Consider the following 25,672-nt stretch of genomic DNA (forward strand, 5'->3'; position numbering starts at 1 on the left):
ACGAGGTGAGTCCAACACCAGCAGGCCCGCTTCCAGCGGGCCGTCATTTCAGGCGCCGTCGCTTTGGATTTCAGCTCCCGTCGGCTCCTGTCCGCACGCAACCTACGCCCATAACCGACCATCCGAGGCCTTCGTCAGCACCAATCCCCATAGTCCCCACCAAGAGCTCCGAGCAGCAACAGTTCAAGCGTCGGGTGGCGTTGGTTCTTGTCGCCCTGGTTGTTGTGGCCGTGCCGACTCTTCTGGCAGTCCTGCTTCTTGCGGGCTAGCTTTCACAAGCCCGCTAGAGTGTCGATCCTGGCTCAGCGGCAAGCTCAGCTAAGATGTTGAAGTCTCTGTCTGTCGCAAGATCGCTCTCTTGGGGGAATAACGTGCCCAGCATCATGCCCATTTTCGGTACCCGACCCGAAGCTATCAAAATGGCACCCATCGTCCATGCCTTGCACGAATCCGAAGAGTTCGACTGCATCGTTACCGTCACAGGCCAGCACCGCGAAATGCTCGACCAGGTCAACGACCTTTTCGGCATCACCCCGGACCACGATCTCGATATCCTCCAGCCAGGTCAGTCGCTCACCGACATCATGACGCGCACCATGACCGGGCTCGACAAGCTTTTCTCGGCAAACAAGCCGGACGCCGTCATCGTTCAAGGTGACACGACCACATCCACAGCTGGCGCAATCGCGGCATTCTACCATGGCATCCCCGTAATCCACGTCGAGGCAGGCCTCCGTAGCGGCAATCTCCTTTCGCCGTTCCCCGAGGAAGCCAACCGCAAGATCACCAGCCAAATCACGACGCTGCATCTTGCGCCCACTACGACCAGCCGGGCGAACCTCCTTGCCGAGGGCGTATCTGCTGAAGACATCGTGGTTACGGGCAATTCCGTGATCGATGCACTCTTCACCACAGTAGACAAGCAGATTCCCTTCACTGATCCCCAGCTCGAGGAGCTTGCAGCCAGTAGTCGCAAAATTCTCCTTGTGACCACGCACCGCCGCGAAAACCAGGGTGACGCTATGCGCGGTGTGGGCCGCGCGTTGGCCCGCATTGCAGACGCCGAGCCGGACCTCGTCATCGTCCTGCCCGCCCACAAGAATCCGGTCGTCAGGGAAGCGGTCCTGCCCGCCCTCGCGGGGAAGCCGAATGTGGTGGTCACGGAGCCTTTGGCCTACGGAGAGTTCACTCGAATGCTGTCCCTGGCACACATCGTCCTCACCGACTCCGGTGGAGTCCAGGAGGAAGCACCCAGCCTCGGCAAGCCCGTTCTTGTGATGCGTGAAAACACGGAACGTCCTGAAGCCGTTGAGGCTGGCACCGTTACTCTCATTGGCACCGACGAGGAACGAATTGTCTCCCAAGTTGACCGTCTCTTGAACGACGCCGATCACTTCGATGCCATGGCCAACGCCGTCAACCCCTACGGTGACGGTCGCGCATCAGAACGCACGGTCGCCGCGATTGCTGAGCTCCTCGGTGTAGGACAGCGGATCGACGAATTCGGTGTGACAGTTTCCGTCTAGTAAAGACGGTCATTGGAACAGGTTTGTCATGAACCGTTAGCACAAATTACAGTTCTTTCTGGAGCTTGAAAGTTGGCGTCAAGTTATTGAGTTTGGCGTGCCCACACGCCATTCTTTTGCCATAGGTCCAAGGTCTCACCCTACGAGCCCAAGGATCCACCGTGGCAAAGTTCAGGTCCGAGACATCACTACACCCCACTGCCAAAGTCAGGCTGCTAGCAGCGAGCGTCCTAGCCGCACTCATCTTGATATTTGGATTAATTCACGGGCCCGTTGCAGCCAAGGCTGCGGCATCCCCCGTCTATCCCATCAGCGGCTACTTCATCTATGGCAGTACGAGCGATGCCTCAAACACCAACAAACTCAGAGACATCAAATCAGTTGGCGGGGATACCGTGGTGACGTTCGGATCGCTGCTTAAGCCCTCCTCCCTTTCGGCAGTCCCGGCAGCGTGCGTGCTGAACGGCGTGAACTGCGCCAAAGCTGCGACCTCAGGTGTCAATGTCAACAGGTATTTCACGTACAACGACAACAGCTCTTGGGGCACTTCATCGCTTGTATGTCCGCGCGACAAGACCCTGGCCAGCGGCAGCACAATTTACACAGTGCTCGTCCTTCCCTCACAAGGGACGGGGTGCAACTCGTCCAACGGCTCCTACGACGTTGTGGTGATTACAGGCGGTACGGCATCAATCTCCATCTCCTTGGGCAGGGTAGCCACAACGCTGGGTATGAAGTACTACGCAGGGATGCCAGCGCCGGTGAAGAGGACCGACGTGACCTACCTGCCGGATCTGTCCTACCAGTCCACCTTCACGAGATTCACTGAACGATTCCTGCAGTACCAGGGCAAGGTCAACAACGTGGCCGGTCTGGCTGGCTTCTACCACCACACGGAGATGCCACTCAGCGACGGCGCCATCTGGGATTCGGTTCTCACTGTCTATGAGATCCAAAATTCGGCCATCGCCAAGTACCTGCCCACACGGTCGGCACTGGTTAGTCCCTACATTGATTCACGCAGCGCTGCTGGTGGGCGTGTCACGACAGACCAGGTACGGCGCTCCGTCAACAATATCGCCCACACTGCGAACGGCGTTGATCTGGCCATCGCCGTGCAGGATGGAATGGGAACGGGTAAGGCCGGGACCTTCTTCGGCAACGAAAGCGGCAACGCCGTGGACCAGTATGCGGCATCAATCGTCGGGAACGGTTCGTGGGGAAGCAAGTACTTGGCACCGAACCGCGACTACTTCATTGCGCTGGCCGACGGAATCGAGGGAACCGGCGCCGAGCTCTGGGCCAATCTAGAAGGTATGGCCCCGGCAACCAGTCAAAACCCGTGCGGAAGCAGCCTCCGCGGTCAAACCACCAAGTCAAGGGTTGATAAGCAATTGCAGCAGATGGGCAACTCCCCCGTAAAGGTCATCTCCTTCATGTGGGATAACTACTATACCTGCAGCGGCACCTGGACGCCCCTGTTCGATCGGTTGAAGACCGGCAGCACCACGCCTGTCATTACTGATTCCATCTTCTATGGGAACGGAGATGTCCTAGTGACGGGTTACAACCTCAGTGGCGGAACTGTAGACGTGAAGTGGACTGACACGGCTGGTAGGACCCATGAGAAGACGGTCTCTGCCACAAACTACAACGCGCAGTACGGAACACAACTGGGCATGAATCCACGCCTGGAGTCGGTGACGGCGAGCCTCGGCGGTACGTCCCTCGGTTCGGGCAAGTACTACATGATCAACGTAGTCAACGGCGCCGGCGTGAAGAACGATGCCTTCTACTCGGATCGCGGCTGATCCAGGGATAGGCAATAAGCGGCGTAAGAGTCACGGACCTTGCCGGAGGGCCGTGACTCTCAGGCGATATAGAAGCGGTTCTTCCCGTCCAACTGGTCCAGCCGGTGGCACCATACAGCGCGCTCGGAGCCGCTAGACGCCGCGTCAAGCTCATTTTCCAAGGCGTCGATATCCAGAGCGTGCTCGTCTTGCTCGAAGATAAAGTCGTCTTCAGAGAGCACTTGTGATTGCTCCGTCTGTTCAACATTGAAGGAATGTACTGACGGCCTCGCCCAGAAGATGCCATCGCCAACGGTTCGAGCCGGAACTCCAGCCGCCGTGGAGTTGGACGGGATCCGCTTTGTGACAAGGCAACGGGCAGCCAAAATGCTCCCGGAGCCAACCCGGGCACCCTTGAGGAGCAGCGCATCCTCGCCAAGCCATACGTGATCCCCCACCCAAATTGACGCACTTGGGTTGACACGTTGGTGTGAATCTACCGAATAGACCAAATGAGGGTCTGCTGTCCGCAAGGCCACACGTGAAGCGAACATCGCGTCGCGTCCAATAATTATGTGTTTCCGTTCAGTGGGGAGCATGTGCGCTTCAGAGGTGAATGAAGCCTCCGGACCAACGTACAACACGGACTCTTCAAAGACGGTCGCAACCAAACGCGTATAACGAGACGATTTGCGGATATAAATGACCGAGTCATTGCCCAGGAATCGAAGCCGCGAATTCCGAAGCATAACGCCGTCCTCCACATAGAGGACGTTGCCTGTGCCAGCAAACTCCACCGATGAGGAGACAAATTCCGATTCGGAAGTCTCAGTGAGGTAGACCTCGTTATCACGCACCTTGGTGACGTCCGCGTACGAGCGAATGGACTGGGGGGACATCACAAGGCCACCAAGACAACTACCAAGCTAGCGGGCAACGGACACAAATCCGTCTGCTGCATTCTCTCCTTCAGAAGCGGTGCCCCAGGTGGCAGCGTCGTCGAAATCTGCATCATCTGCAGACGCAACTTCAAGGACAGTGCTGTCCTTCCAGCCCACACCCGTCAAGGCGCTCAGCGCTTCGGGAGTCGGCGCGTTGCCATGCACCACCATTAGCAGTCGCTCAACTCCAGCGGCAACGACAAACCGCAACGCCACAAGGTCGGCGAGCACCCATTCACCCTGTGGTTCCACCACGGCGATATGCGAGGCTTTGCGATTCCTATCCTCGACTTCTTTAACCTCTGCTTCGACGTCGGAGACGAAGTGCACCTCAACGGTGTCGCCTGACTCAGAGACCTTTTGGCAGCGGTAACGGTAGTGACCGAAGTGGTCACCGTCCAAAACAACGTATTCCTCAAGCCCGGCAGTCTGGAGGTTGAGCTCCGAGGAACTCAGCTTCGTTTGTAAGCACTGTTCCGGACCTCGCCTTACAGGCTCGGGAAGGAGGCTGCTCCAGCGCGTTCCGTTCTCTTCGATCGCGGTCACCGCAGAGAGATCTTCGATTGGATCATAGGCTGCAAATAGCCGCTGGCCCTCCGATGTGAGCTTGACGAACTTGTAGGAGTGATCGGTCAGTAACTGCATAAATCGCGTCCGGCCCAGCGACCCCTCGATAAACCAGTTTGCACCTTTAACCTCGGAGGCAGCAGAGTCGACCCGCAATTGAACACGAAGCGTGTCGTCATCGTGGAAGGTCCGAATGTCCTCGCAGACAAACGACTTCGGCTGGGGAGCCGTGAGGAACTCACGGATAATGCACAACATCGTTGGCAGAGCGGCCCGTGCAACCGCCGAATGGCCACCGTCGACGCGATATTTAGTCAGGTTCGGGACGTCTTGAACCAGCTCAATAAGTGAGTGATTGCTCAGTTCATCTGAATTCGTGTAGAAGTAATCAATTTTGCGGCCTTCGGCGAAGTACTGCCGCAGAAGAACCTCGGGCTGCTCAATTTCATGGAGCGCACGGTTCCGGAACAGATTGTCCTTGAAGAACGGCTTGTTGAAGTAGTAAGGCAGGTTCATCTGGGGCACTGCCAGCAGCAACTGAGCGTCCGGGAAGTCTTTTGCGTAGTGGATGGCAATACTGCCGCCCTTGGAGGCGCCAAACAGGAGCATTTCCGTTGGATCAACACCATATTGGGTCCTCAGGTCCTCGATGGCTCGCCAAACTCGGTCATAAAGCGGGCGCCCGGCGCTGTCCACCATCATGTAGGAACCGGCGGCAAGATAGCGGTCCTGAAAGCACACCATCAGGGTCTCGTTCAAGTCTGTATCAGTAATTGCCTTCAGATAACTGACAGCGTAGGAGATACGGGACGTGGACGGACCAAACCCAGGAAAAGTAATCAGCAACTTTTTAGGGTTGGTGGTATTGCCGCGCAGCGAATAATAGACATCTCCGTGCTGCTCGACGCCGTACTGGTGGTCATACTTGAGCTGCTGCGGCGTTGTAAAAGCACCGCGTCCGATTTTCAGGTCGAAAGGGGCATCAATAGTTAATTTGAAGCGGGATACATCGTCCGAGCTGACGATAATGTTCCGATACTCCAGGGGGAAACCACGTGCTGGTGGCTCAATTTCATTCCCGTAAACAACCGTGGAATCTTGCAAGAGCTGGAAGCCTTGGCCACGGCGGTTCTCCCAGTCATGGATCGTCAGTTTTGCAAAGAAGAGGCCTTCCGGGAGGCTTTCGGAGGCGATACGGCGTACGCTGCCTTCCAGCCCCTTGGCTTTGAGGAATTGGCGAGCGCGCGTTTCCGGCCTCGAAGCCATGATCTTGCGCGCCAGCTCCGTTCCCAGAGGTGAATACGCTGCTGCCTTACCTGCATTCTTTATGCGGCGTTGAAAGCCTCGAATCATTTTCATTAGAGACTCAGCATTCTGTCGACGATTTTCGCGTTGATTCGCTCCGGGTCCACGCCCTCGAAGAAACGATCCCGGCGGTGAATATATATATCATCCGGACGGAGGTAGTGCTCCTGAACAATATGGTTGATGAGTTCGGAGTGCTCGTGGAAGACCGGCCCCAGTCCATCCTCACGGAAGTCGAGCCTGCCTTCGTACGGCTGGTCTCTGAAGAAGTCCACCGCGTCCCAGTGGTAGTACGCAATTGGTGTCCCGATGAATGCGGCGTCAAGGACGGCTGAACTATAATCCGTGAACACCATTTCCGCCGAGGCTATCGCCGCGCGGTAGCTGAGGTCGGACTTGACCACACGCTCGGAGAACCTGAACTGACCCGCACGCTTTTCTACGTTGGGATGCAATTTGACCTCGAGTGTTCGGTCCGTTTGCTCCAGGAATTTGATGAGGGCCGGATCCGATAGGACGGCATCGATGGCGCGGAAATACTTAGACTGGGTGAAGTGTTCAGCCGAGGACTGGTGCAAGTTGAACCGCCACGTGGGCATGAACAGGAGGTGCTCGCGGCTATGCTCGGCCCGCGCGAGTGACTCCATCCGTGGCAGACCCGAGTTGAGAGTCTCAACTGGAGCGAGCTTGCCCAGGTAGTCGGCCTCAATCTGGCCAGTGGCAACGAACACGTCGAAGTACTTGGATAGCACCCAATCCGTCATGTCGTTGAGTTGCACGCCATGCTGAAGGTAGACAAACCGAGAGTTGGCCAGTGTCTTGGCCTTGTAACGGATGTTGTAGATCTGCGAGGACACGACCAGGTCCGAGATCAGGAACTTCTCATAGAACTCTGTGGTGAAGATCGGAATGAGTTTGAAGCCCTTGGCTTCCAGCCGGGACCAATCATCTGACTTCGGGTTCAGTGCAAAGTAGACTTCGGTGAAGTCAGGGTGGTGCGTAACGAAGTACTCGTACAGGTGCTCCGCGTTATCGTCGGCCTGAAGTGGCCGGTCAAAGAATAGGATGGTCGATGAAGGTCGCAGGGGGCGTTCGTAGAAGTCGTAGCACTCGGGTCGGGCATATGCTGGCCGGAGCTCCCGTGGCAAATAGGACTTTTCGATCGTGAGGACGTCGTTGCCAAACCTCAGTCGGTAAAGCTGCAAAGCCGAGTCTTCACTGGCTTCGCCCTTGCGGAAGATAAGGTTGGCATCGCCATCGCTGAGTTGCTTGAACAGGTGGGTGTCATGTGCCGGGTTGTTCAGCCACCTAAGCCAGAACCCCTCAAACGGTTGAAGAGGATCCACCAGGGCAACGTGATCCACCAGGTCAAACTGGTGGATCAGGTCACTGAGATGGGCCAACGTTACTTGCGTAGTTTTCTGCGCCCTCATGCCGCGCAGGAACAGCGCAATGTACCTCACCAAGTACAGCTGAAGATCGTTGGAGGTGGTCGGTATCAGGGGTACCAGGCGGGTGGCGTCCGGGGCGACCTGGAGTCCGATGGCTGCTTTTGTATCTGAGGTGACGGAGAACCCTGTGGGCAAGGGAGTGACCGTTGCGATAGACCAGTACAGGCGGTAGCTGATATAGAGCCCAGAACGATCGATATCACCGATTGCTTCCAGGGCGTCGGCCAATCGCCGGGTGTTGAAAACGACGCCGAACACGTCGGTGTCGCGCGCGTAGTGGTAGCTCTGATCGATCTTTGTCCCGCCCACGTTATTCGCAATGGGGCCGGTATAGATTACGGGCTCCGCAAGATACACCGTTCGGGTACGAAGGTAATCCAACATGGTTGACACATAGCTGGCGGATATCTGATGCGACGTACGCACAAAGACGACATACTTGCTTTCAATGGAGCCACAGAGCTGGGTGATCTTTTCAGTCGTCAGGGCTTCATCGACATGCAGGAGCTCAAACTCACTTTCCGAGCGCAACCGCGCTGAAACCAAGCGTCGATACATCACAGACTCACGGTCAAGGCGTCCAGACTCTTCGAGAACGATCGTGAGTATGGGTGCTACGTCGGCCATCTATGTCCTTGGTAAGTCGAGTGCGTGGAAAAGGCGCAACGGAGAATCCCATGACAAGTCTGGCATCTGTGACGTATCGCACAGAAATATGCACCGAAATTTCCCCGAAGTTGCGCAAATCAACCCTTAGTATACGCGATGTTCCACATTCGTTGGATTTACAGGCTGCAAGGCTAAACCGACTCCCGCTATATATAGCGGGCCTTAGTCTTGCTGGGTGACAAATATCACCCCCTAGTTCACCCGGGGTTCACTCTTTGTTCGGGTCTTCATAGGAACGCTTTGGGAGGCTGTGCGGACAGAGACACTCTAGCCACACAACAGCGGAAGGAATCCAGCATGACGATCCGAACCTTGCAGGCCGGCGATTGTTTCCCGGTTGACCTCTTGAGCATTAATGATGATTGCCCTGCCACTACACGGACCAGCCCTCCTGCGCTGTGCTCCCTTGATGCCGGCCACGATGGCCAACACGTGGCCGCAGACTCTACTGCGTCCCCCGAGCTCGCCAACGCCGACACCTTCGATGAGACGGGCGATGTTAGGGGGAATTCCGGAACGTCAACCCTCACCGTTGTGAGCGTTTGGGACTGAACAGCTATTACATGGGCGGCAACCAGTGAACAGCCAGCCGGTAGTAGTCTTGTGAAAGCACAAGAGAGCGACTTTGGCCCGCACAGACGTGGTAGTTTGCAATACGGCCCGCCTCCCATCAGGAACAGTTCAAGCATGAAAGGGGCCGATCATTCGTACTCTGCGCACCGCCCTTGGGCAATTTAAAGACGGCGTACTAGCGCACGTAATGAAGGTCCCTCGCCGCAACAACGCCCATTCCATGCACGATTCGGCCCGCGGAAAGAACGATCTGGTCTTTCCGGTAGCCGTCGCGCTCGGAGACCATGATCGAAGCAATAGGCTCCCCGTCGCCACCCTCCTCCCAGAGTCCTCCAACAAAGCCTGGGGCTATGAATGGGATTGCGTCGCTCTTGAACCCCATTCCTGGCTCGAAACGTTGCAGAAGAAGCCCGTTAGGATGCTCTTCGTTGAGTCGTCCTGGGCTGAAGCGGTCGGCTGGGCCGGACCGCAAATGACCCCCAATATTCAACGCAAAGCTTTGACTGACATCGTTGAGTGGTGCAAGTCGAGAAGCATACCAACGGTTTTCTGGAGTAGAGCGCAAGAACCGTATTATGTAGAGCTATTCCACGCAGCGATGATTTTCGATGTCGTTCTTACACACGCCGCCGAGCGTGTCGAAGAGTACAAGGAAAAACTCAGACATGGCCGAGTGGGAACACTGAATTTCGCGGCCCAGCCTAAATTACACAATCCCGTCCGCCCGGATAACGGGTTCCAGGCGCGCGATGTTGGCTTTGCTGGAACGCATTCCCCCTCAAAGTCTCCTGAACTGCACAAGCAAATCGAGGTCGTCCTACGCGGGGCAAACGACGCGTCCAGCAAGATGGAGCACGGCCTGGAGATGTTTACGGACAAGCCTCACAGCAAAGCCAAGCCCTATCCACCAGCGCTGAACCCTCGCATGGTTGGAAGACTTGAGTACGAACAAATGCTCTCGGCGTACAAGGCTTACAAGTGTTTTGTGGCATCAACATCTCGGGAGATCTTCGAAGTAGCGGCCTCCGGCACGGCTGTTATCGCAGCTGGGAGGCTCATCCCCAACCATGCCTTCAGCGCCATCGAAGTTCCGTCTGCCTCAACGCGCGAGGAATCAGCGAGTTTGGTGCGCTCTCTGGTTCAAAGCACAGAGCTGCGTGATCGAACTGTTCACATGGCCCAGCGCAGGATCTGGCAGCAGCACACGTACTCGCACCGGGCGGCTGAGGTGCTTGGTGTCGTGGGCATTCCTGCCGAGCCCGCTGTAGAGACGTCCATGACAGTGGTCCCCAAGATTTCTGTTGTGGTTTCCAGCATCCGGCAAGAGCAGACAGGCCACATCCTCGGCACCGTTGGCAAACAAGTAAACGTGGATGTTGAGCTTGTTTTCTTGGCCCATGGATTTGAACCCCATGTAAGCAGCATTCGGGCTGAGGCACTGGATCATGGCATTGAAAATGTAGTAATACTGCAGCAACCCCGCTCAACATCACTGGGAAAATGCCTGAATTTCGCCGTTGATGCGTCATCCGGGACGTACGTGGCCAAGATGGACGATGATGACGTTTACGGCCCTCACTATCTGCAAGACCAGTCAGGGGCACTGCGTTTCAGCGGAGCAACTGTCAGCGGAAAGCAGGCACATTACATGTATCTCGCCGGCCCCGGCGTGACACTCCTCCGTTTTGGGCACAACGAACACAAGTTCACTGATTTTGTCATGGGACCGACAATGTTCACCGCCCGGGACACGTTGAAGGATATGCCCTTCCTGGACCTGAACCGCGGGGAAGATACTGACTTCCTGCGAAGGGTAAGGCAGGCCGGCGGAAGTGTTTATTCGTCCGACCGGTTCAACTTTCTTCAGATGCGCTCCGGCGACGGCGATGGCCACACATGGTCCGTCAAGGAAGAGGACCTCATGGCCACCGGCGTCGTCTCGTTCTTCGGGATGAACGAAGAGCACATCATCTTCTGAAGTCAGAGCAGGACGCCTTCGCCGACAACAGGGGTAGCTCGAATCCAAATACCTCGTGTATCGATGACTTTCTTGTCCGCGATGAACTGGGGATCCAAGGCACGAAACTGGTCGTGGTCCACCAGGACCACCACGACGTCAGATCGGCGAATGGATTCTTCAGTTGATACCAGTTCAACGTTGCTGCGGTTGAGGAGCCGCCCGGGCAACCCCTCGACGTGTGGTTCGGCAATGTTGATGCGCCGCTCCTTTAGGGCATCCGCAAGGTGAACTGCAATTTCAATGGCCGGTGACTCCCGGAGGTCATCGATATTCGCCTTGAACGCAAGGCCAAGGACCGAGACTTCCGCTGTGGCGGGAAGGCCAACCAGAGACGAAACCACCTGCTGGAAGACCCATTCGGGTTTGGCGTCATTGACTTCGCGTGCCGTACGGATCAATCGTGACTCTTCAGGCGCTGCCGCCACTATGAACCATGGATCCACGGCTATGCAATGACCTCCAACGCCGGGACCAGGCTGGAGGATGTTGACGCGCGGGTGGTGATTAGCCAACCTGATCAATTCCCAGACGTTAATCCCCATTTTCTCGCTAATAACGGATAATTCGTTTGCGAAAGCAATGTTGACGTCGCGGTAGGAGTTTTCCACGAGCTTTGCCATCTCGGCTGTGACAGCATCCGTCGTATGAATTTCACCCTGACAGAACACTGAGTACAGGTTCTTGGCCGCTTGGGCGGCTTCTGGCGTGAGGCCTCCTACAATCCTGTCGTTAGTGACGAGTTCAATCATCACCCGCCCCGGCAGAACGCGTTCCGGACAATGTGCTACCAAAATCGCCGGCCGCGAAGCTGATCCGTCAAGACTTAGGTCCGGCCTGAGGTTAAGGATGTATTCCGCCATGTGCTGGGTGGCTCCGGGTGGGGATGTAGATTCCAGAATCAGAAGCTCACCCCCCTGAAGCTGCGGAGCGATTGCTCGAGCCGCTGCGTCAATGTATGTAAGGTCAGCGGACCGATCCTCCTTGAAGGGCGTCGGAACTGCGACGATGTACGCTTCCGCCTTGGGTGTCGCGGTGGCGGCCGACAGTCGGCCTTGGCTGACCGCCCCTGCAACATGTACGCCAAGATCCGGCTCGACGAAGGGTACCTGACCGCGGTTAACCGCTTCCACGGTGTTCTCGTTGATGTCAACGCCGACCACAGAAAGACCGTTAGTCGCCAAGATTGCGGCTGTGGGCAACCCGATGTAGCCCAAGCCGATCACTGCGACCTTGTTAATTGTTGTCAATGCTGTCCCCTTGTTTAGACAGTGATGTGTTCTTTGGGATCTCCAAAGAACTTGATTTCGCCAGATGCCGCCAATTCTTCGTCCGTCGCGTCCCAGGTGTGCCCGTCTGCCTGACGCATTTGACAGAAGTTGAACCTGTCGGCGGCATACACCTTGCCGCCGGCCGTGGTTATAGACTTCAAGAAGGCGGTGTCCTCGCCCCTGCTAACGGGCTCAAACGGATGTGCTTCAAAGGTCTCACGGCGAGCAGTTATAGTGGGCCCCATGACGAACCGGCTGAAGCGGTGTTCCATATGCGGCATCCGAAGGACGGTAGCCCTGCTCGAGATGAAGTGCATGTGATGGGCGTGCTTTCCAACCACGTCTGCGTCAGAGTAATCCAGCGCGTACAGCAAATCGGCAAGATAGTTGGCGCCGTAGTAGTCGTCGTCGTCCATCTTCGTCAGGACTTCACCTGTGGAGGCGCCAACGCAGAGATTGAGGCACTCCCCTAAGGAAACATTCCGGGTTTGCGTTAGAACCTTGTACCGACGCACGCCATACTTCTCTGCCAGTTCCCGGGCATGGCTCGACATGATTTCAAAGCCATGAGTCAACAGCACGAGCTCGATGTCGACACCAACCTGGCTTCCGACCGTTCGGAAGACGTGCTCCAACTGATGGGGGCGAATGGTTGATACCAATGCGCTGACCGAAGGCAGCGCGGCTTGCCGTGATCGTTCGGGCAGCACCGACGCTACCACCGTCTCGGCGCGGTGTGCGTACGTGTTTTCTGCCCAGATCCGGCGTTGTCCGCGATGGACGACGCGATCATTTAGCTCTGCGCTGCGGGCGAGCATGCGTATCTGATGCTCCCCTTGGTCCTGTGACTCAGCAACGAAAACCTCGTCTGGCTCGAAGAAATGCCCGATAGCCGCGCTAGGAGTGGAAACGACTGGCGTCCCGGATGCTGTGATTTCGAAAATCCGGCGGGCACACATGCTCGGAGAATCAACCACGGAGTTGACGTTGAGGAACACCTTGTACGCCCGGTACGCAGTCAACATTCTCGAATAATCCAGGCTTCCAACAACGTTCTCATTGAACGGCACCGGGAACTGGTAGTTGGAGTCGCCACCGAGCTGCCGAGAGAAGATTTCCAACTTGGGGCCGGACTTGGCCGAGGCCTCCCTTGCTGCGGTCAGTAGCAGATCCATCTGCTGCCGGCGTTCCGGGTACTTGTGCGCGAAATACATTCCTGCGAACGCCACTCCTCTGGAGTGGCGCTCCTGCCCAACACGAACAGGATTGTGGATCGCTGGTTGGGCTGCAAACGGCAGGGCAGCCACGCGCTCGTGACCCAAGTCTTCCCGGTAAATGGGGATTCTATGCGAATCACTTGTAAACACGACGTCGAATTCCCGTGCAGCAGGCAAGAAGTCATCGTAGTGGGGCGGGTCCTCCTTGTTCCAGAAGACAGTGGGGATTGATTGCTCGCGGCACCATTCCATGAGTTCCAGGAATTCCGTTTTGGGGCCGGACGTTCCCATCAGCTGGTACTTCCAGGAGCCGCCATTTCCGTTCCAGGCAGATTCCACGAACAGAAAATCAATGGGAGTCTCCGCCAATTGTTGGCGCCAGTGATCCTTTTTCAGAGTTAGCAGCTTCCATTCGAAAGCGAACGCAGCAGCAGAGAAGTCATCCAAGATGACTCCAACAGTAAGGTCAGCTCGTCGAGGTTCTCGGTCAGGGATGCGGTGCGGCCCAAATGAAGGGGGGCCAAGGGCTGTTTTGCTGGGGGACTTTGATCTCCTCTGTTTCCGGTTGATCCTGGCTTCAACCTTCCTACGCCTGCGCCATTCCGCGACTTGTTCCACCCCGCCTTCACGATAGTGCCACGCGGCTTTCCTTAGATCCTGAACGTTGTAGATCATGCCCGGCTCCTACGCATTTTGCTCCTTGCCAACACTTCAGTCGTTTGAAGATCGGAGCGCGCCTCATCCCTGAGGCGCGCAGCAGTCAAGTTATTACCCTTAGCTAATTGACCGGTGAATTCCTGGTAGGCCTTAACCGTCTCGGCTGGACCACCATCCATGATCAGGTGTCCCTTGTCCAGCCAGAGGACCCGGCTGCACATCTTGGTGATGGTGTCCAGGGAGTGACTGACCAGGAAGACACAGCCGGCCTGTTCGCGGAGTTGGTCCATACGCCGTTTGCTTCGGTCACCAAACTGGGCGTCACCAGTGTTCAGCGCTTCGTCCACCAAAAGAATCTCCGGGTCGATGCTCGCGGCGATCGCGAAACGGAGCCTGGAGGCCATGCCCGATGAATATGACTTCATGGGCAGGTAAATGGAATCCTCCAGCCCGCAGAGTTCAACGATGCTATGGAACTTGGCCTCGACTTCCTGCCGGCTCATGCCCATGGCGAGGCAACCAAGGACAACGTTCTGATGGCCGGACAAGTCAGGCATCAGCGCAGCATTCACACCGAGCATGATGGGTGTACTCGAAGCGAAAATCGCTCCGGATGTGGGGCGCATTTGACCGCTGATGAGCTTCATCAGCGTGCTCTTGCCGGAGCCGTTACGGCCGATGATTCCCACGGACTCGCCGCGTTCCACCACCAAGGACAGTTCGTAAAGCGCACGTACCGTCACGGTGTTTGGTCGACGGCCAAGGCGGCTCAAGAACCTTGTATCCCGACGTTCCTGCGCCACTGCTTCCGAGTCCGTAGTGACCACGCGGTATTCCATCGCTGCACGGTCAACCACCACACACGGATGGCCTTCAACATCCACGACTTGCTCATCCGCGACCATAGGACTCCTCCCCTTGCCAGAAGAAGACCATACCCACGAGAAGTGCACCCAATGCCCAGACGGCTAGTGTGGCCCAGGACTGCCACGTGGGGGCTTGGGCGTAAAGGATGCAATTGCGAAGGATATCGATGACGTTGAACAACGGGTTCATTCTCAGAACGGCCAGAATGTCGGGGTGCTTCACAAACTTGTCGTAGGAGTAGAAGATTGCGGAACCGTACATCCAGGCGCGCATGAAGAACGGAAGCAGGTGGGTAGCATCGTGGACGCGCGAAATGATGCGCGCCAGGATCAGTCCAACGCCAAGATTGAAGACTGATTGAAGCAAAAGTGCCGGGATGATCAGTAGCCACAACCAGGTGATCTTCTCGACCGGCGGGATCAGGGTAATGATCAGAAGCATCGCGAGGATCAGCGGCACGTTGGACATCATTTCCCGGATGTTCATGCCGATCGGCAAAGTCGCCCGCGGAAAGTTGAAAGCCTGGACCACGGACTTATTGCTGTGGATGGAACGGGCACCGCTCGTAATAGCGCCCGATGTGCCCTGGAATATGAAGATTCCAATCACCAGGTAACCAACGTAATTCTCAATGCCGCCGCTGGTCTGGAGCAGAATGCCGAAAATAACGTAGTACGTCAGCCCATTGAAGATCGGGTTGAGCAGCAACCATGCACTGCCCAAGCGGTCTCGTCGCGTGCCACTCTGCACCCTCGCGCGGGCGTCATAAAAAATGAACTCACGGAAGTCCCAGAGCTGAACCAGATAGTCCAGAAAGCCCGGGCGCGCACCAACGCGCGTCAGGCGGCGCATGTCCACAGCCAGTGGTTGTACCAGTGCTGGCTCGGGCAGTAGTGCTTTTTTCGCCGACATCAGCTGACCCTCCTTACGTTGTTAGACGCCCAAATTTTCATAAGCCCGGATGTATGCCTGGGCATTTGCCTGCCAAGTCCTCGTGGCCAATACTTCTTGCCTGCCAGCGGCGCCAAGCCGCTTCCGTAAACCGTCATCATCAAGCAATTCGTACAACACCTCAGCCAGTCCCCCGGGATCTTCAGCGTTCGCCACTCTGCCGTTTACGCCGTCGTGCACTATCTCCCGCAAGGCGTCCAGGTTGCTGGCCACCACAGGCCGGCCGGAGGCCAGGGCCTCCACAGGTTTGAGCGGCGTCACGGCCCGGGTAACAGCCAGGTCCTTGCGTGGAACCACAAAAATATCCAGCGCCAAGTGGTAAAGGCGAGCCTGCTCCGGAGGAACACGCCCTGTGAAGAGCGTCCGTTCCGAAAGTCCCAAGCGCCGGACTTGGTCCTGAAGCCCGGGTGCAGCGGTGCCGTCCCCGACCAAAACCAGCTTCAACTGTGGCAGTCGTGGCGCAAGCAGCGCAAATGCTGTGACCAGATCGTCAAGGCCCTCGTAGTCGACAAGGCTGCTTACTGTCCCGATATAAAGCCCGTTCGGGTCCAGTCCCAGAGCCAGCCGCGCCTCGCCATGATCGAGCGGTTCAGATAAGTAAGCGCCGCCCACGGCATTCGGGCAGATAAGGATTTTATTGTCCGGAACGCCCATGGCCACGATGTTGTGTTTCATGGACTCGCCCAGCGTCACCACCAGGTCCGCGCTCTGCATGACGTCGGCTTCCCGTTCGGTAAACAACTTGTACCGTTCGCTCCGGCGAGCTTCCTCGCCACGGGTAGACGCCCACGTGTCAGCCAGTTGTCCACGGACTTCGTAGGCCCACGGGACGTCCAAGGCATTTGCGACTTCCCGGGCTACCAGGCCGTTGACGAAGTGGGTGGTGGTATGGAGGACGGCGGGCTTGAAGTCGTGGGCAAGGGACAAAATGCCTTCGGCCTGCTGCTGTAGGCGACCATGCATGGACGGCTTCATGCGCGCCGGCAGGAGACGTTCGTAGCGCACGCCGTCAACAACGTCATGCTGCCGCGCTGTCACCGCGCCGATCTGCACGGGGTAACCCAGGCGCGTTACGGCCAGGGCTTCCCAACCGGCGTCCTGTTGGGCTGTCAGGATGGAATGGCTGCGCCGCGCGTAGCCGCTGCCGGTATGCGGCACGGAGTTCGTCAGCAGATGCAGGACCCTGCGCGGCTGCGGTTTCACTGCGGATGCCGTCAACGTTGGACTCCACCCCTGGAAGACGCGGACTTCGGAATCAAGCCGCTGCCGCTGTTTCGCCATGCCGCCCCGCTCGCCAGCGAGGACGACGGCGGCGCCGCTCATGTCGCCGTCGTACCACTTGCGTCTGGCGAGGGTCGCCGGAGCCCGGGTCGCCCCCGCGGCGAGGGGCAGGAAAACATCCGCCCACGCTGGCTGCCCGGCAGCGATGGCTACTTCTGCCGCCTTGCGGGCGCGGTCGCCGTCAAGACCGGCACGGACGCCATGTTCAAACCGACGGGTAAGCCCAGCGGTGTCCCCCGCCGCGTGGGTGGCCAGCAGGAAGAGGGGACGGGCGGAATTGGGCGCAAGCCTGGCCACGAAACGGGCCAGCGGCCTAACGATCCTGGACGGCAGCCGGCGAAGGACCTGGAGGAACAAGACAAAGGGCGACTCTGTGAGGTGCTCTGACACGGTTCCCGCAGTCAGGGCAACGTTCTTGAGGAGTTGGATCACGCAGTCCCCCGGGCATCGGCAGACTCCGGATTGACCAAGGAGGTTATTGAGTCCATGTATCGAAGGGCCAGCTGGGCGTAGTCAGCGTTGTCCCTGACCCAGTCGCGTCCGCTGCTGCCTGAGGCAAGACGGCTTCGGTCCTCGGAAAGCTCCCGCCACAGCTGTGCCACTGCTTCGGCGTTCGCCGCGACGACGTCGCCTCCCCCTGCTTCAACGATGATGCGTTCCGCTTCACCCCGAACCACTGCCGTGACGTGCCGGCCAATGGCCAGAACCTCGTAGGTCTTGGAAGGGACGGTTGTCTCGAACGATTTCCAGTCATCACGGAGGGACACGATGCACGTATCAGCCTCGCGGTACTTGTCCATAACGGCCTGACCCTGCAATGAAGGGAAGAATGTCACGGGCGCGTTGAGCTCGCGGGCTAACTTCACCAGTTGCGGCCGGCTGGTGCCGTGACCCACCAATGTCAGGTGGAATCCATCGCCCAGCAGCGCGCTTGCCCTGATGAGGATGTCCAGGCGCTGGCTTTTGCCATGATTTCCGAGGTAGACGGCTTGAAAGACGTCGCGTTCCAGGGCAGGTGGCTCTAGGAAGGGCATGGAGTTCAAATCAAGGCCGTTACTCACGGTAACGACGTTCTTGATGCCGCGGTCCCGCAGCGTCTCGGTAAAGCCGTCGGTAACCGTGACAACCAGGTCCGCTCGCTGCTGGACGAACTCGACCACACGCTCCACCAGGCTTTTGACACTGCCTTGCACGATTCGCGCGTCGCGGGCCAGGTCCGGCCAGGCATCGCGCATCTCGACGATGAAAGGGACCCTGCGAAGTCGGGAAAGCACGTATCCAGTAGCCAGCGTCGGGAGGCTCGGAGCTGTGGCAAGAATCGCGTCTGGTTTCTTGCCGCCCAAACCTATGGGAACGGACATCACGGCGGAGAAGAGTTGGTCAACGAAACGTGCAAGTGGCGATGTGCCAAGATGCCGTAGGTATGGCACGCGCCTAATGGTTTCGCCGTGGGGGCCCTCCTGGTGGGCAAAAGCGAATCCGGCCTTTCGCCGGGGCAGATCCCGCTTGCCATTGGGATAGTGCGCGACGGGAGCGACGACGTCGACGTCCCAGCCGGCCTTCCGGAATTCCCGGGTCAGGGACAGCCAACGGCGCTGCGGGGGGCTGTGCTCCGGCCAATATGAGTGGGTGAGAAGCATTAGACGCAACGGGAATGCAGGATTTACGGCAGCCGCGTCCCTGGGGAGGGAAGTATCCATGGACTACTTGCCGTTGAGGCGGGGTCCGCGGATCCCCTTTGAGCGCAGGGCACGGAAGTACGCAAGGCCCAGTAGCAGCAACACCAAGACCGTCAGGCCTTGGACAAGGGGGTTGTTCTCCGCGACAGGGGCCAGGGCCACCTTCAAGGGGCCGGTGATGTCTGCGCTGACAACTGGTGGGGCTGCGGTTTTCGTAGGAGTGGGTGTGGGCGTAGGCGTCGGCTCGGCGGTGGCCGTGGCGGTCTCGGCGGGAACCTCGGGCTCTACAAAGAAGTTCTCGACAGCAACATCAGTGGGGACAGCAGGAGTGGGAGACGTAGCAGGCGGAGTCACAGCAGGCACTTCCGCGGGCGGAGCGACTGGCTCGACGACGGGCGGCACCACGGGTGCGGGAGCTGGCTCTTCGGAGGGCTGGGCAGGTTCCGTAGGAATAGGTTCCAGAGTGGCGGGAGGCGAGGACGGCTGAATGACGGGCGGGATGATGACCGGGAACGTAGGCTCAGGCGTGGGCGATGGGTCCGCCGGCTGTTCCGTGTCTGTGCCGGGGTTGGTTACCGTAGTGGCCATGGCTGGTTGGGTACCAAAAAACCCGAGAATAGCCAGCATGATGACCACAAGTGCGGCTTGAACACGTCTAATTCCGGTGCCCAACTTTCCCCCCGTTAATATGTCGTACAAAACGCCAAGGGCGTCCGTTCCAGTGCGTCCACCTGAAGGAGGGTAGGCGCGGCCGCCAACAGCAAGGAGGGCAGCCCGATTTAGTCTAGCGTATGGATAACAGTCATTTGATTCCGTAGGATCGTCTGCTGATGCCGACCCCAAGGAATTCATGACGCTCATTCGCGGAAGCCGTCCACGCATCAAAGTCATCCTCGCGGCACTTGTGCTCATAGCCGGAGTTGGAGGGACCGCTTTGGTTGCGCCCAGCCCCAGCATGGAGGCAGAGCGGCCGATTCAGGATCCACAGCCCCCAGCAGCTCCGAAGAAAACTCCGGCCGTTAAGGCTCCGAAACCGGCAAGCTACCCAATTGGTGGCTATTTCGTCTACGCCACTCCGAGCAGTTCCCGGAACCTGCAGAAGCTCAGCGAAATTAGGGCAGCAGGCGCTGACACCGTCATCACTTTTGGAACGCCTCTCGCGCCAGCTACCTTGGCCACGCTTCCCAAGGAGTGTGTCATCGATGGAGTGAACTGCGCCCAGGCTGCTGCGGGAACTCTGGAGGTCAACCGCTACTTCACGTACTCCGACGGAAGCGTATGGAGCAGCCAAGCTCTGAAGTGCCCCAAGGACCGCAGGATCACCAGCCAAGGCAAGGCATTCGTTGTGTTGGTCCTCCCAGCCCAAGGCAGCGGCTGCACGTCTACGAACGGGAAGTATGACGTGGTGGTTGCAGGCGGTGGCACTGCGGGCGGCATGGATCCAGCAGCTTCCCTGGCCTTGGCGGCCACGAAACTGGGCATGAAGTTCTATGCCGGCATGCCCCTTCCCGTGAAGAGAACGGATACGCCGTACCTCCCTGATGTTTCCTATCAGGGGACCCTTGCGCTCTTCACGGAGCACTTCCTTCAATATCAGGCTGCGGCAAATGACGTGAAGGGCCTGGCTGGCTTCTATCACAGCACAGAAATGCCCGTCACCGATGGCCACACTTTCGATCCCATCCTGGATCTGTACCGGATGCAGAACCAGGCCATCCACCGAATCCTCCCCACTCGCGGCGCAATCATTAGTCCCTACCTTGATGCGCGGGTCAGCGCTTTCAGTATCAGCCTGACGGAGGCTCGAAACGGGATCCGAAGAATTGCCCAGACGGCCAGCGGACTGGTTCTGAACATTGCCATCCAAGACGGCATGGGAACCGGCAAGGGTGGAGCTTTTCAGTCGAACGAAGCGAACTCGGCAGTTGACCGGTATGCGGAGAGCATCGTGGGCAAGGGCTCGTGGAGCAGCAAGTACGTGGCACCTGTTCGTGACTATTTCCTGGCAGCCGCTGCGGGCATTTCCGGAACAGGCGCCGTCCTGTGGGCAAACTTGGAGGGCATGGCTCCCGCCACAGCCTCCAACCCTTGTGGTGACAGTCTCCGCGGACAAAGCTCCAAAGCGAGGATAGACCGGCAGCTGCAACAGCTATCCAACGCGCAGAAGATCATTTCCTTCATGTGGGATTCGTATTACACCTGCGTTGGTACGGGCGTTCCCTTGAAAGCCCAGGTGGAGTCCGGAATCGCAACGCCAATTATTACCGACGCGACTTTCGACGCATCCACCGGCCAAGTGCGGATAACCGGCTTCAATCTTTCAGGCGGCAATGCCCAAGTGAAGTGGAGCACCAAAGGCGGACAACGCCTCATGAAAACCGTGAAGCCCACCAGCACAAATACGGCATACGGAGTCCAGGGCGGTATGAACCCGGAACTGGAGATGATCCTCGTAAACGTTGGTAAAACTACTCTGGCTGCCGGCCGCTACTACACCGTCAATGTCACCAACCAATGGGGCGCGGAAAACGACGATTTCTATTCGCAACGCATCTACACAGCACAGTCTTCCCGGGACTCCAAAGGCTAGCCACAGGCCAAGCGTGTTTGTACGCCTTAGCGCTGGCTGTCCTCGGGCTACAAGCACCGCGGCCACTTTTCAACCCATAGAGCGCGTCGACGTCCAAAGTAAGGCGATTAGGGTCCTTCGACGTGACCATGATGTTGCGATATGCACGTGGGAAGCCCCGAGCCGGGGGGTTCTATCTTGTTCCCGTAGGCGGCTGTGGCTAGCTCCTGAGTGTCGGCAGCAGCCATTACTCATTGCCGCTTGATAGAATCGTCACTGCTGACGCCGACACCAAGGAACACATGACGCTCCCGCCTGATACTGAAAATGCCGAGACTAAGTCCCGCCCTCGACGTCAAAAGAGCCCAAAACAGACCGCGCGAAATGTGTTAATTGGCTTTGCGGCCGTCGTCCTAATCGCGGGCCTGATTGGAGGCGGCTACCTTTACAACTTGGCACAGACCTTCAACTCGGGGACCACGAAGATTGAGTCAGCCTTCCCTGACGAGGCCACCCGACCCCAAAAGACCGAGCCTGCGAATGGTGCCCCCGCGCCCATGAATATCCTCGTGATGGGCAGTGATACCCGCGGGTCCGACGAATTGGACGTGGACACTGCTGCAGCCACCGATCAGCGCGCTGACACTCTGATGCTTGTCCACGTTCCGGCCGACCGGAAAAATGTCTACGCCGTTTCCCTCATGCGAGACCTGTGGGTCAACATCCCAGGGAAGGGCGAGTCCAAGATCAACGCGGCGCTTGCTCTTGGCGGTGTACCCCTGATGGTGCAAACTGTGGAGTCCCTCTTCCAGCAGCGGATCGATCACGTGGCAATGGTGGACTTCGAAGGTTTCAAGGGTCTCACCGATGCCTTGGGTGGCGTGGAAATAGACGTAAAGATCCCGTTCGCACCTGCATCTGGTCCAATGAGTGGCCACTACTACACAGCCGGCAAACAGACGCTAAACGGTGATGAAGCTCTCGCCTTTGTCCGCGAACGGAAGTCATTCAGCGACGGCGACTATCAGCGTGTGCGAAACCAGCAAGCGTACATGAAGGCAATCATCAGTAAGACGATTGCGCGCGAAACCTTGACGAACCCTGTGACCGTCAGCAGCATGGTGAGCGCGGTTTCGCCCTTCGTTAGCGTGGATAAGGGGTTCGACGCCGCCGCTATCGGCAGCCTCGCATTGGGTCTGAAGGACATTAGGGTGAACGACACTGTGATGTTTACCTTGCCCACACTCGGCACCGGTACTTCTCTGGACGGCCAATCGATTGTCGTTGCCGACACGACTGCCATTTCCGAGATCGCAGGCGCGCTCTCCAAGGATCAGCTAGGCGCGTACGTCACAGCACACGCACTCGAAAGAGGAAACTAGTGGGTAGGCCTGGGCAGGCAGTTCAGGAGATTCCTTCAGCTTCATGAGGGACCTCCGCGACTCGGCAAGCGCGAACTCGGCGGAATTACGCGAATACAGACCGAGATGGCTTTCCCAAGCGTTTTTGGAGCACTTGGCAAAAGGAGAGATGGTACCGACGCGGAATCCCCCACATCCATTCCGTATCCTTACCCTGTGCACAGGGAATATTTTTCGCTCGCCGGTGGCTGAACGGTTGTTACAGGCCGGGCTGGATCAGGTTTAGGACGCAAAGTTCGAGGTGAAAAGTGCTGGGAAGCGTGCCATGGTCGGCGAGCCCATCCAGCCACTGTCGGCCGAGATTATTCGAACGTTCGGCGGGAATGCCGCCAACTTCAAGGCAAAGCAGCTTATCGCAACAATGCTCCGTCAGAGCGACCTCATACTCACCATGAGCTCTCGACACCGACCAGCGGTTCTGCAACTCGATTCATCGCTGCTGAAACGAACCTTCACGATCGGGGAATTCGCAAGGATGCTCAGTGTCCTTCTGGAAGATGCATCAGTAGCGCCCTTGGGAACAATTGCAGATTGGCATCAAGTCCCAGCCCGTGCTGCTGCAGTTCGTCACGTGGCAATACCGGAAGATGCCAGTGCCAACGACGTGGTGGACCCATACCGCCGCGGATCTGACGTTTATAAACAAATGGAGGATGAACTTGCGCCTGCCATCCTCTCCATCCTGCGTTTTGCCAGGTTGAATGCAATATCTGACTCCGGGTTCGAGCTGTAAACCCAATCTGGGCCTGGACTAGGTTGCGTTATGTTCGAGTAATGGAAGCACGCAAAATCGCTCCATGAATATGGCAGAAGTTATAGTCAGACATGCCTTCCGCGTTTACCTCCGCACATCGTTCAACTTTTCGCAGTGATATAGCCGGTTTAAGGACGATCGCCATTGTCTCAGTAGTCCTAGTCCATGCTGGGGTGAGTTGGATACCTGGCGGATTTGTGGGCGTAGACGTTTTCTTTGTAATCTCCGGGTTTCTCATTACCGGTCAACTACTACGGGAAAATGAAGCTACAGGCAGACTCAATCTTCCAGAGTTTTGGGCCAGACGCGCTAGGCGGCTCTTCCCCGCATTGGCCTTTGTAGCGGTGACGGTCTTGGCAGTCAGTCCGTTCATATTTTCGCCCCTGGAGCTCAAAGAACTCGCAAGTCAGGCCGTCGCAGCTGTCCTTTCCGCATCAAATGTGCTCTTCGCATTCCAAGCTGCGGACTACTTCGGTCATGAAGTACAAGAGAGCCCTTTCCTCCATACGTGGTCTTTGGGAGTCGAAGAACAGTTCTATTTGGCTTTGCCCTTGCTCTTCCTGATCATTTCGTGGGCCGCACGACAATTGCGCTGGAGCATGCGCCTCGTTGCACTTTTGAGTTTGGTATCTTGTCTCGCTGTTTCGTTTGCTGCCTCAGCTGCCTTGACCCCAGAGCATCCGTTCTGGGCCTTCTATACAATCCCGACAAGGGCCTGGGAGTTTGCAGCAGGCGGGATTCTCGCAGTCGTTATAGGAGCCGTGAACTTGTCGAGGACGACGGCGGCAGTTGTTGCTTCCACCGGCGCGGCAGCCATTGTGGTTAGTTGCTTGTTTATTGGAGCCAACCAACCCTTTCCGGGCGTAATGGCGGCGCTTCCCGCTGCGGGTGCGCTGCTTGTGATTCTGGGCGGCTCAACGCCTAACCGGATGTCAAGCTTGTTTGGCACTAAGTTGATGGTTTGGACCGGCGAGCGGTCTTATTCCTGGTATCTCTGGCATTGGCCTGCCGTCGTTCTGGTTAGCGTGAGCTTTGACGTCCACTCAGTGTGGCTTGGTCTTGCGGCGTCGGCGCTAGCATTGGGCTTGGCGCACGCTACTTTCCTTTGGGTTGAGTCGCCGATCCGCGTGTCGAAAGCCCTTCGGGCCAGCAAACGCGCCACGTACACAGCCATGTCGGCCGGGTTTGTTGTCTGCGTTCTGGCCTCAGCGGGAATTTACGCTGGCGGTACATTGGCGTCAACAACAGGAGAGAATCGGACATGGCTTGCCGTACGTGAACAGGGTGCGCCTCAGGCATGCCCGGAGCGCCGCCACGCAGATTCCGGAATCGCGTACTGTGTTTCGGGTTCGACTGATGCCGCGAAAACTGTCATGGTGATTGGGGATTCCCACGCTGCACAGTGGGTTCCTACGCTGGCGAGGGTCGGTGCTGAGGACGGTTTCCGCCTCGTAATTCGCGCCCTCGATGCCTGCCCGGCTGCTGATGTGACGGTCCTGGCACACGGCGCCGTTTATTCCGATTGCGATTACTTCCATCGCGAGACTGAAGCGCTCATATACGAGCTTCGACCGGAAGTCGTTCTTACAGCAAATTCAAACAGCTATGTCGGACAAATCCCGGACAACGCGGGCAGTGTCAAATCTGTGGCCACTCAGTCCAGATTGTGGCGCGCAGGCTTCGCGTCCATTATTGAAGCAGCGCGCGACTCCGGAGCCGTGGCGGCAGTTATCGACGACACTCCGAGGCCCGGAGGTGACGCAGGTGTGTGCGTGACACGTCCTGGCGGAACCGAGCAGGGTTGCTCTCCGACGCGTTCCAGGGCTTTTGAGGACATTGCCACTCTACGAGACGCGGAACGGGCCGTCCAAGAGCAATGGACAATCAATCACGTCTTAAGTTTCGACGACCACCTCTGTCCGACTGATACATGCCTCATCGCCGATGGTGGAATCCCAGTTTTCACCGATAGCAACCACCTTTCCCAGGTCTGGGTCACCGCTCAGGAGCCGAAAGTCAGGGACTTCATCTCAGCCGCTTTGAAAGCCGCGATTAGTACTCCGTGAGCAAGGGACCTCTGTCGGTGCAAGTGTCTTCGGCCGCAGTTCGTTCCAACAGCTCGCGCAGTGACGTCATGAACGGTCCAATGAAGCTGCTGATCCGTAT

The 25,672-nt window shown here is 57.6% G+C and carries 18 protein-coding genes and 1 pseudogene; 8 read left to right on the forward strand and 11 right to left on the reverse strand.

Annotation, left to right across the window (positions count from 1 at the left end; all coding sequences use genetic code 11):
• Positions 1 to 371: 371 nt before the first annotated feature.
• Positions 372 to 1,526, forward strand: coding sequence for a non-hydrolyzing UDP-N-acetylglucosamine 2-epimerase (gene wecB / locus AB4Z15_RS06125; protein WP_442016542.1), 1,155 nt, complete (start codon positions 372 to 374; stop codon positions 1,524 to 1,526).
• 161 nt (positions 1,527 to 1,687) lie between these two features.
• On the forward strand, positions 1,688 to 3,337 hold the full coding sequence (locus AB4Z15_RS06130) for a hypothetical protein (protein ID WP_442016543.1): 1,650 nt from the start codon (positions 1,688 to 1,690) through the stop codon (positions 3,335 to 3,337).
• A gap of 59 nt (positions 3,338 to 3,396) precedes the next feature.
• Here AB4Z15_RS06130 and AB4Z15_RS06135 read toward each other — a convergent pair whose 3' ends face one another.
• From AB4Z15_RS06135 to AB4Z15_RS06145, 3 genes are read right to left on the reverse strand one after another with little or no spacing between them, the layout of a single operon-like run.
• On the reverse strand, positions 3,397 to 4,215 hold the full coding sequence (locus AB4Z15_RS06135) for an acyltransferase (protein WP_442016544.1): 819 nt from the start codon (positions 4,213 to 4,215) through the stop codon (positions 3,397 to 3,399).
• Between the two features lie 27 nt (positions 4,216 to 4,242).
• Entirely contained in the window at positions 4,243 to 6,183 is a 1,941-nt protein-coding gene (locus AB4Z15_RS06140; protein ID WP_442016545.1) for a hypothetical protein, read from the reverse strand.
• Entirely contained in the window at positions 6,183 to 8,207 is a 2,025-nt protein-coding gene (locus AB4Z15_RS06145) for a CDP-glycerol glycerophosphotransferase family protein (RefSeq protein ID WP_442016546.1), read from the reverse strand. Before AB4Z15_RS06145 ends, AB4Z15_RS06140 begins: the two co-directional genes overlap by 1 nt.
• Positions 8,208 to 8,546: 339 nt before the next feature.
• Here AB4Z15_RS06145 and AB4Z15_RS06150 point away from each other — a divergent pair, with 339 nt between their 5' ends.
• Positions 8,547 to 8,801 (forward strand): hypothetical protein, encoded by a 255-nt coding sequence (locus AB4Z15_RS06150; protein ID WP_442016547.1) that lies wholly within the window; start codon positions 8,547 to 8,549, stop codon positions 8,799 to 8,801.
• Positions 8,802 to 8,997: 196 nt separating this feature from the next.
• Here the strand turns inward: AB4Z15_RS06150 and AB4Z15_RS06155 are convergent, their stop codons facing one another.
• Complete coding sequence (locus AB4Z15_RS06155) at positions 8,998 to 9,204, reverse strand: hypothetical protein (protein WP_442016548.1); 207 nt, start codon at positions 9,202 to 9,204, stop codon at positions 8,998 to 9,000.
• Positions 9,205 to 9,495: 291 nt separating this feature from the next.
• Here AB4Z15_RS06155 and AB4Z15_RS06160 point away from each other — a divergent pair, with 291 nt between their 5' ends.
• Complete coding sequence (locus AB4Z15_RS06160; protein ID WP_442016549.1) at positions 9,496 to 10,800, forward strand: glycosyltransferase family protein; 1,305 nt, start codon at positions 9,496 to 9,498, stop codon at positions 10,798 to 10,800.
• A 2-nt stretch (positions 10,801 to 10,802) separates the two neighbouring features.
• Here AB4Z15_RS06160 and wecC read toward each other — a convergent pair whose 3' ends face one another.
• From wecC to AB4Z15_RS06195, 7 genes are all read right to left on the reverse strand, one after another.
• On the reverse strand, positions 10,803 to 12,089 hold the full coding sequence (wecC, locus tag AB4Z15_RS06165; protein WP_442016550.1) for a UDP-N-acetyl-D-mannosamine dehydrogenase: 1,287 nt from the start codon (positions 12,087 to 12,089) through the stop codon (positions 10,803 to 10,805).
• 14 nt (positions 12,090 to 12,103) lie between these two features.
• On the reverse strand, positions 12,104 to 13,774 hold the full coding sequence (locus AB4Z15_RS06170; protein ID WP_442016551.1) for a glycosyltransferase family protein: 1,671 nt from the start codon (positions 13,772 to 13,774) through the stop codon (positions 12,104 to 12,106).
• 224 nt (positions 13,775 to 13,998) lie between these two features.
• Complete coding sequence (locus AB4Z15_RS06175; protein WP_442016552.1) at positions 13,999 to 14,889, reverse strand: ABC transporter ATP-binding protein; 891 nt, start codon at positions 14,887 to 14,889, stop codon at positions 13,999 to 14,001.
• Positions 14,876 to 15,763 carry an ABC transporter permease gene (locus AB4Z15_RS06180; RefSeq protein WP_442016553.1) on the reverse strand — a complete coding sequence of 296 codons (888 nt, stop codon included), beginning with the start codon at positions 15,761 to 15,763 and terminating at the stop codon, positions 14,876 to 14,878. Before AB4Z15_RS06180 ends, AB4Z15_RS06175 begins: the two co-directional genes overlap by 14 nt.
• Positions 15,764 to 15,784: 21 nt before the next feature.
• Positions 15,785 to 17,515: a glycosyltransferase family 4 protein gene (locus tag AB4Z15_RS06185; protein WP_442016554.1), complete on the reverse strand. Its 1,731-nt coding sequence runs from the start codon at positions 17,513 to 17,515 to the stop codon at positions 15,785 to 15,787.
• Positions 17,512 to 18,783, reverse strand: a complete 1,272-nt coding sequence (locus AB4Z15_RS06190; RefSeq protein WP_442016555.1) for a glycosyltransferase family 4 protein — start codon at positions 18,781 to 18,783, stop codon at positions 17,512 to 17,514. Before AB4Z15_RS06190 ends, AB4Z15_RS06185 begins: the two co-directional genes overlap by 4 nt.
• Before the next feature lie 3 nt (positions 18,784 to 18,786).
• Positions 18,787 to 19,350: a hypothetical protein gene (locus AB4Z15_RS06195; RefSeq protein WP_442016556.1), complete on the reverse strand. Its 564-nt coding sequence runs from the start codon at positions 19,348 to 19,350 to the stop codon at positions 18,787 to 18,789.
• Between the two features lie 262 nt (positions 19,351 to 19,612).
• Here AB4Z15_RS06195 and AB4Z15_RS06200 point away from each other — a divergent pair, with 262 nt between their 5' ends.
• The 4 genes and pseudogenes from AB4Z15_RS06200 (at position 19,613) to AB4Z15_RS06215 (ending at position 25,572) form a co-directional block, all read left to right on the forward strand.
• Entirely contained in the window at positions 19,613 to 21,352 is a 1,740-nt protein-coding gene (locus tag AB4Z15_RS06200; RefSeq protein ID WP_442016557.1) for a DUF4434 domain-containing protein, read from the forward strand.
• Between the two features lie 431 nt (positions 21,353 to 21,783).
• Entirely contained in the window at positions 21,784 to 22,713 is a 930-nt protein-coding gene (locus AB4Z15_RS06205; protein WP_442016558.1) for an LCP family protein, read from the forward strand.
• 148 nt (positions 22,714 to 22,861) lie between these two features.
• Positions 22,862 to 23,485: pseudogene (locus tag AB4Z15_RS06210) on the forward strand (arsenate reductase/protein-tyrosine-phosphatase family protein).
• 92 nt (positions 23,486 to 23,577) lie between these two features.
• Positions 23,578 to 25,572: an acyltransferase family protein gene (locus tag AB4Z15_RS06215; RefSeq protein WP_442016559.1), complete on the forward strand. Its 1,995-nt coding sequence runs from the start codon at positions 23,578 to 23,580 to the stop codon at positions 25,570 to 25,572.
• Positions 25,573 to 25,672: the final 100 nt, after the last annotated feature.

It is taken from the genome of Paenarthrobacter sp. 2TAF44, from assembly GCF_052114885.1.
Lineage (GTDB): Bacteria > Actinomycetota > Actinomycetes > Actinomycetales > Micrococcaceae > Arthrobacter.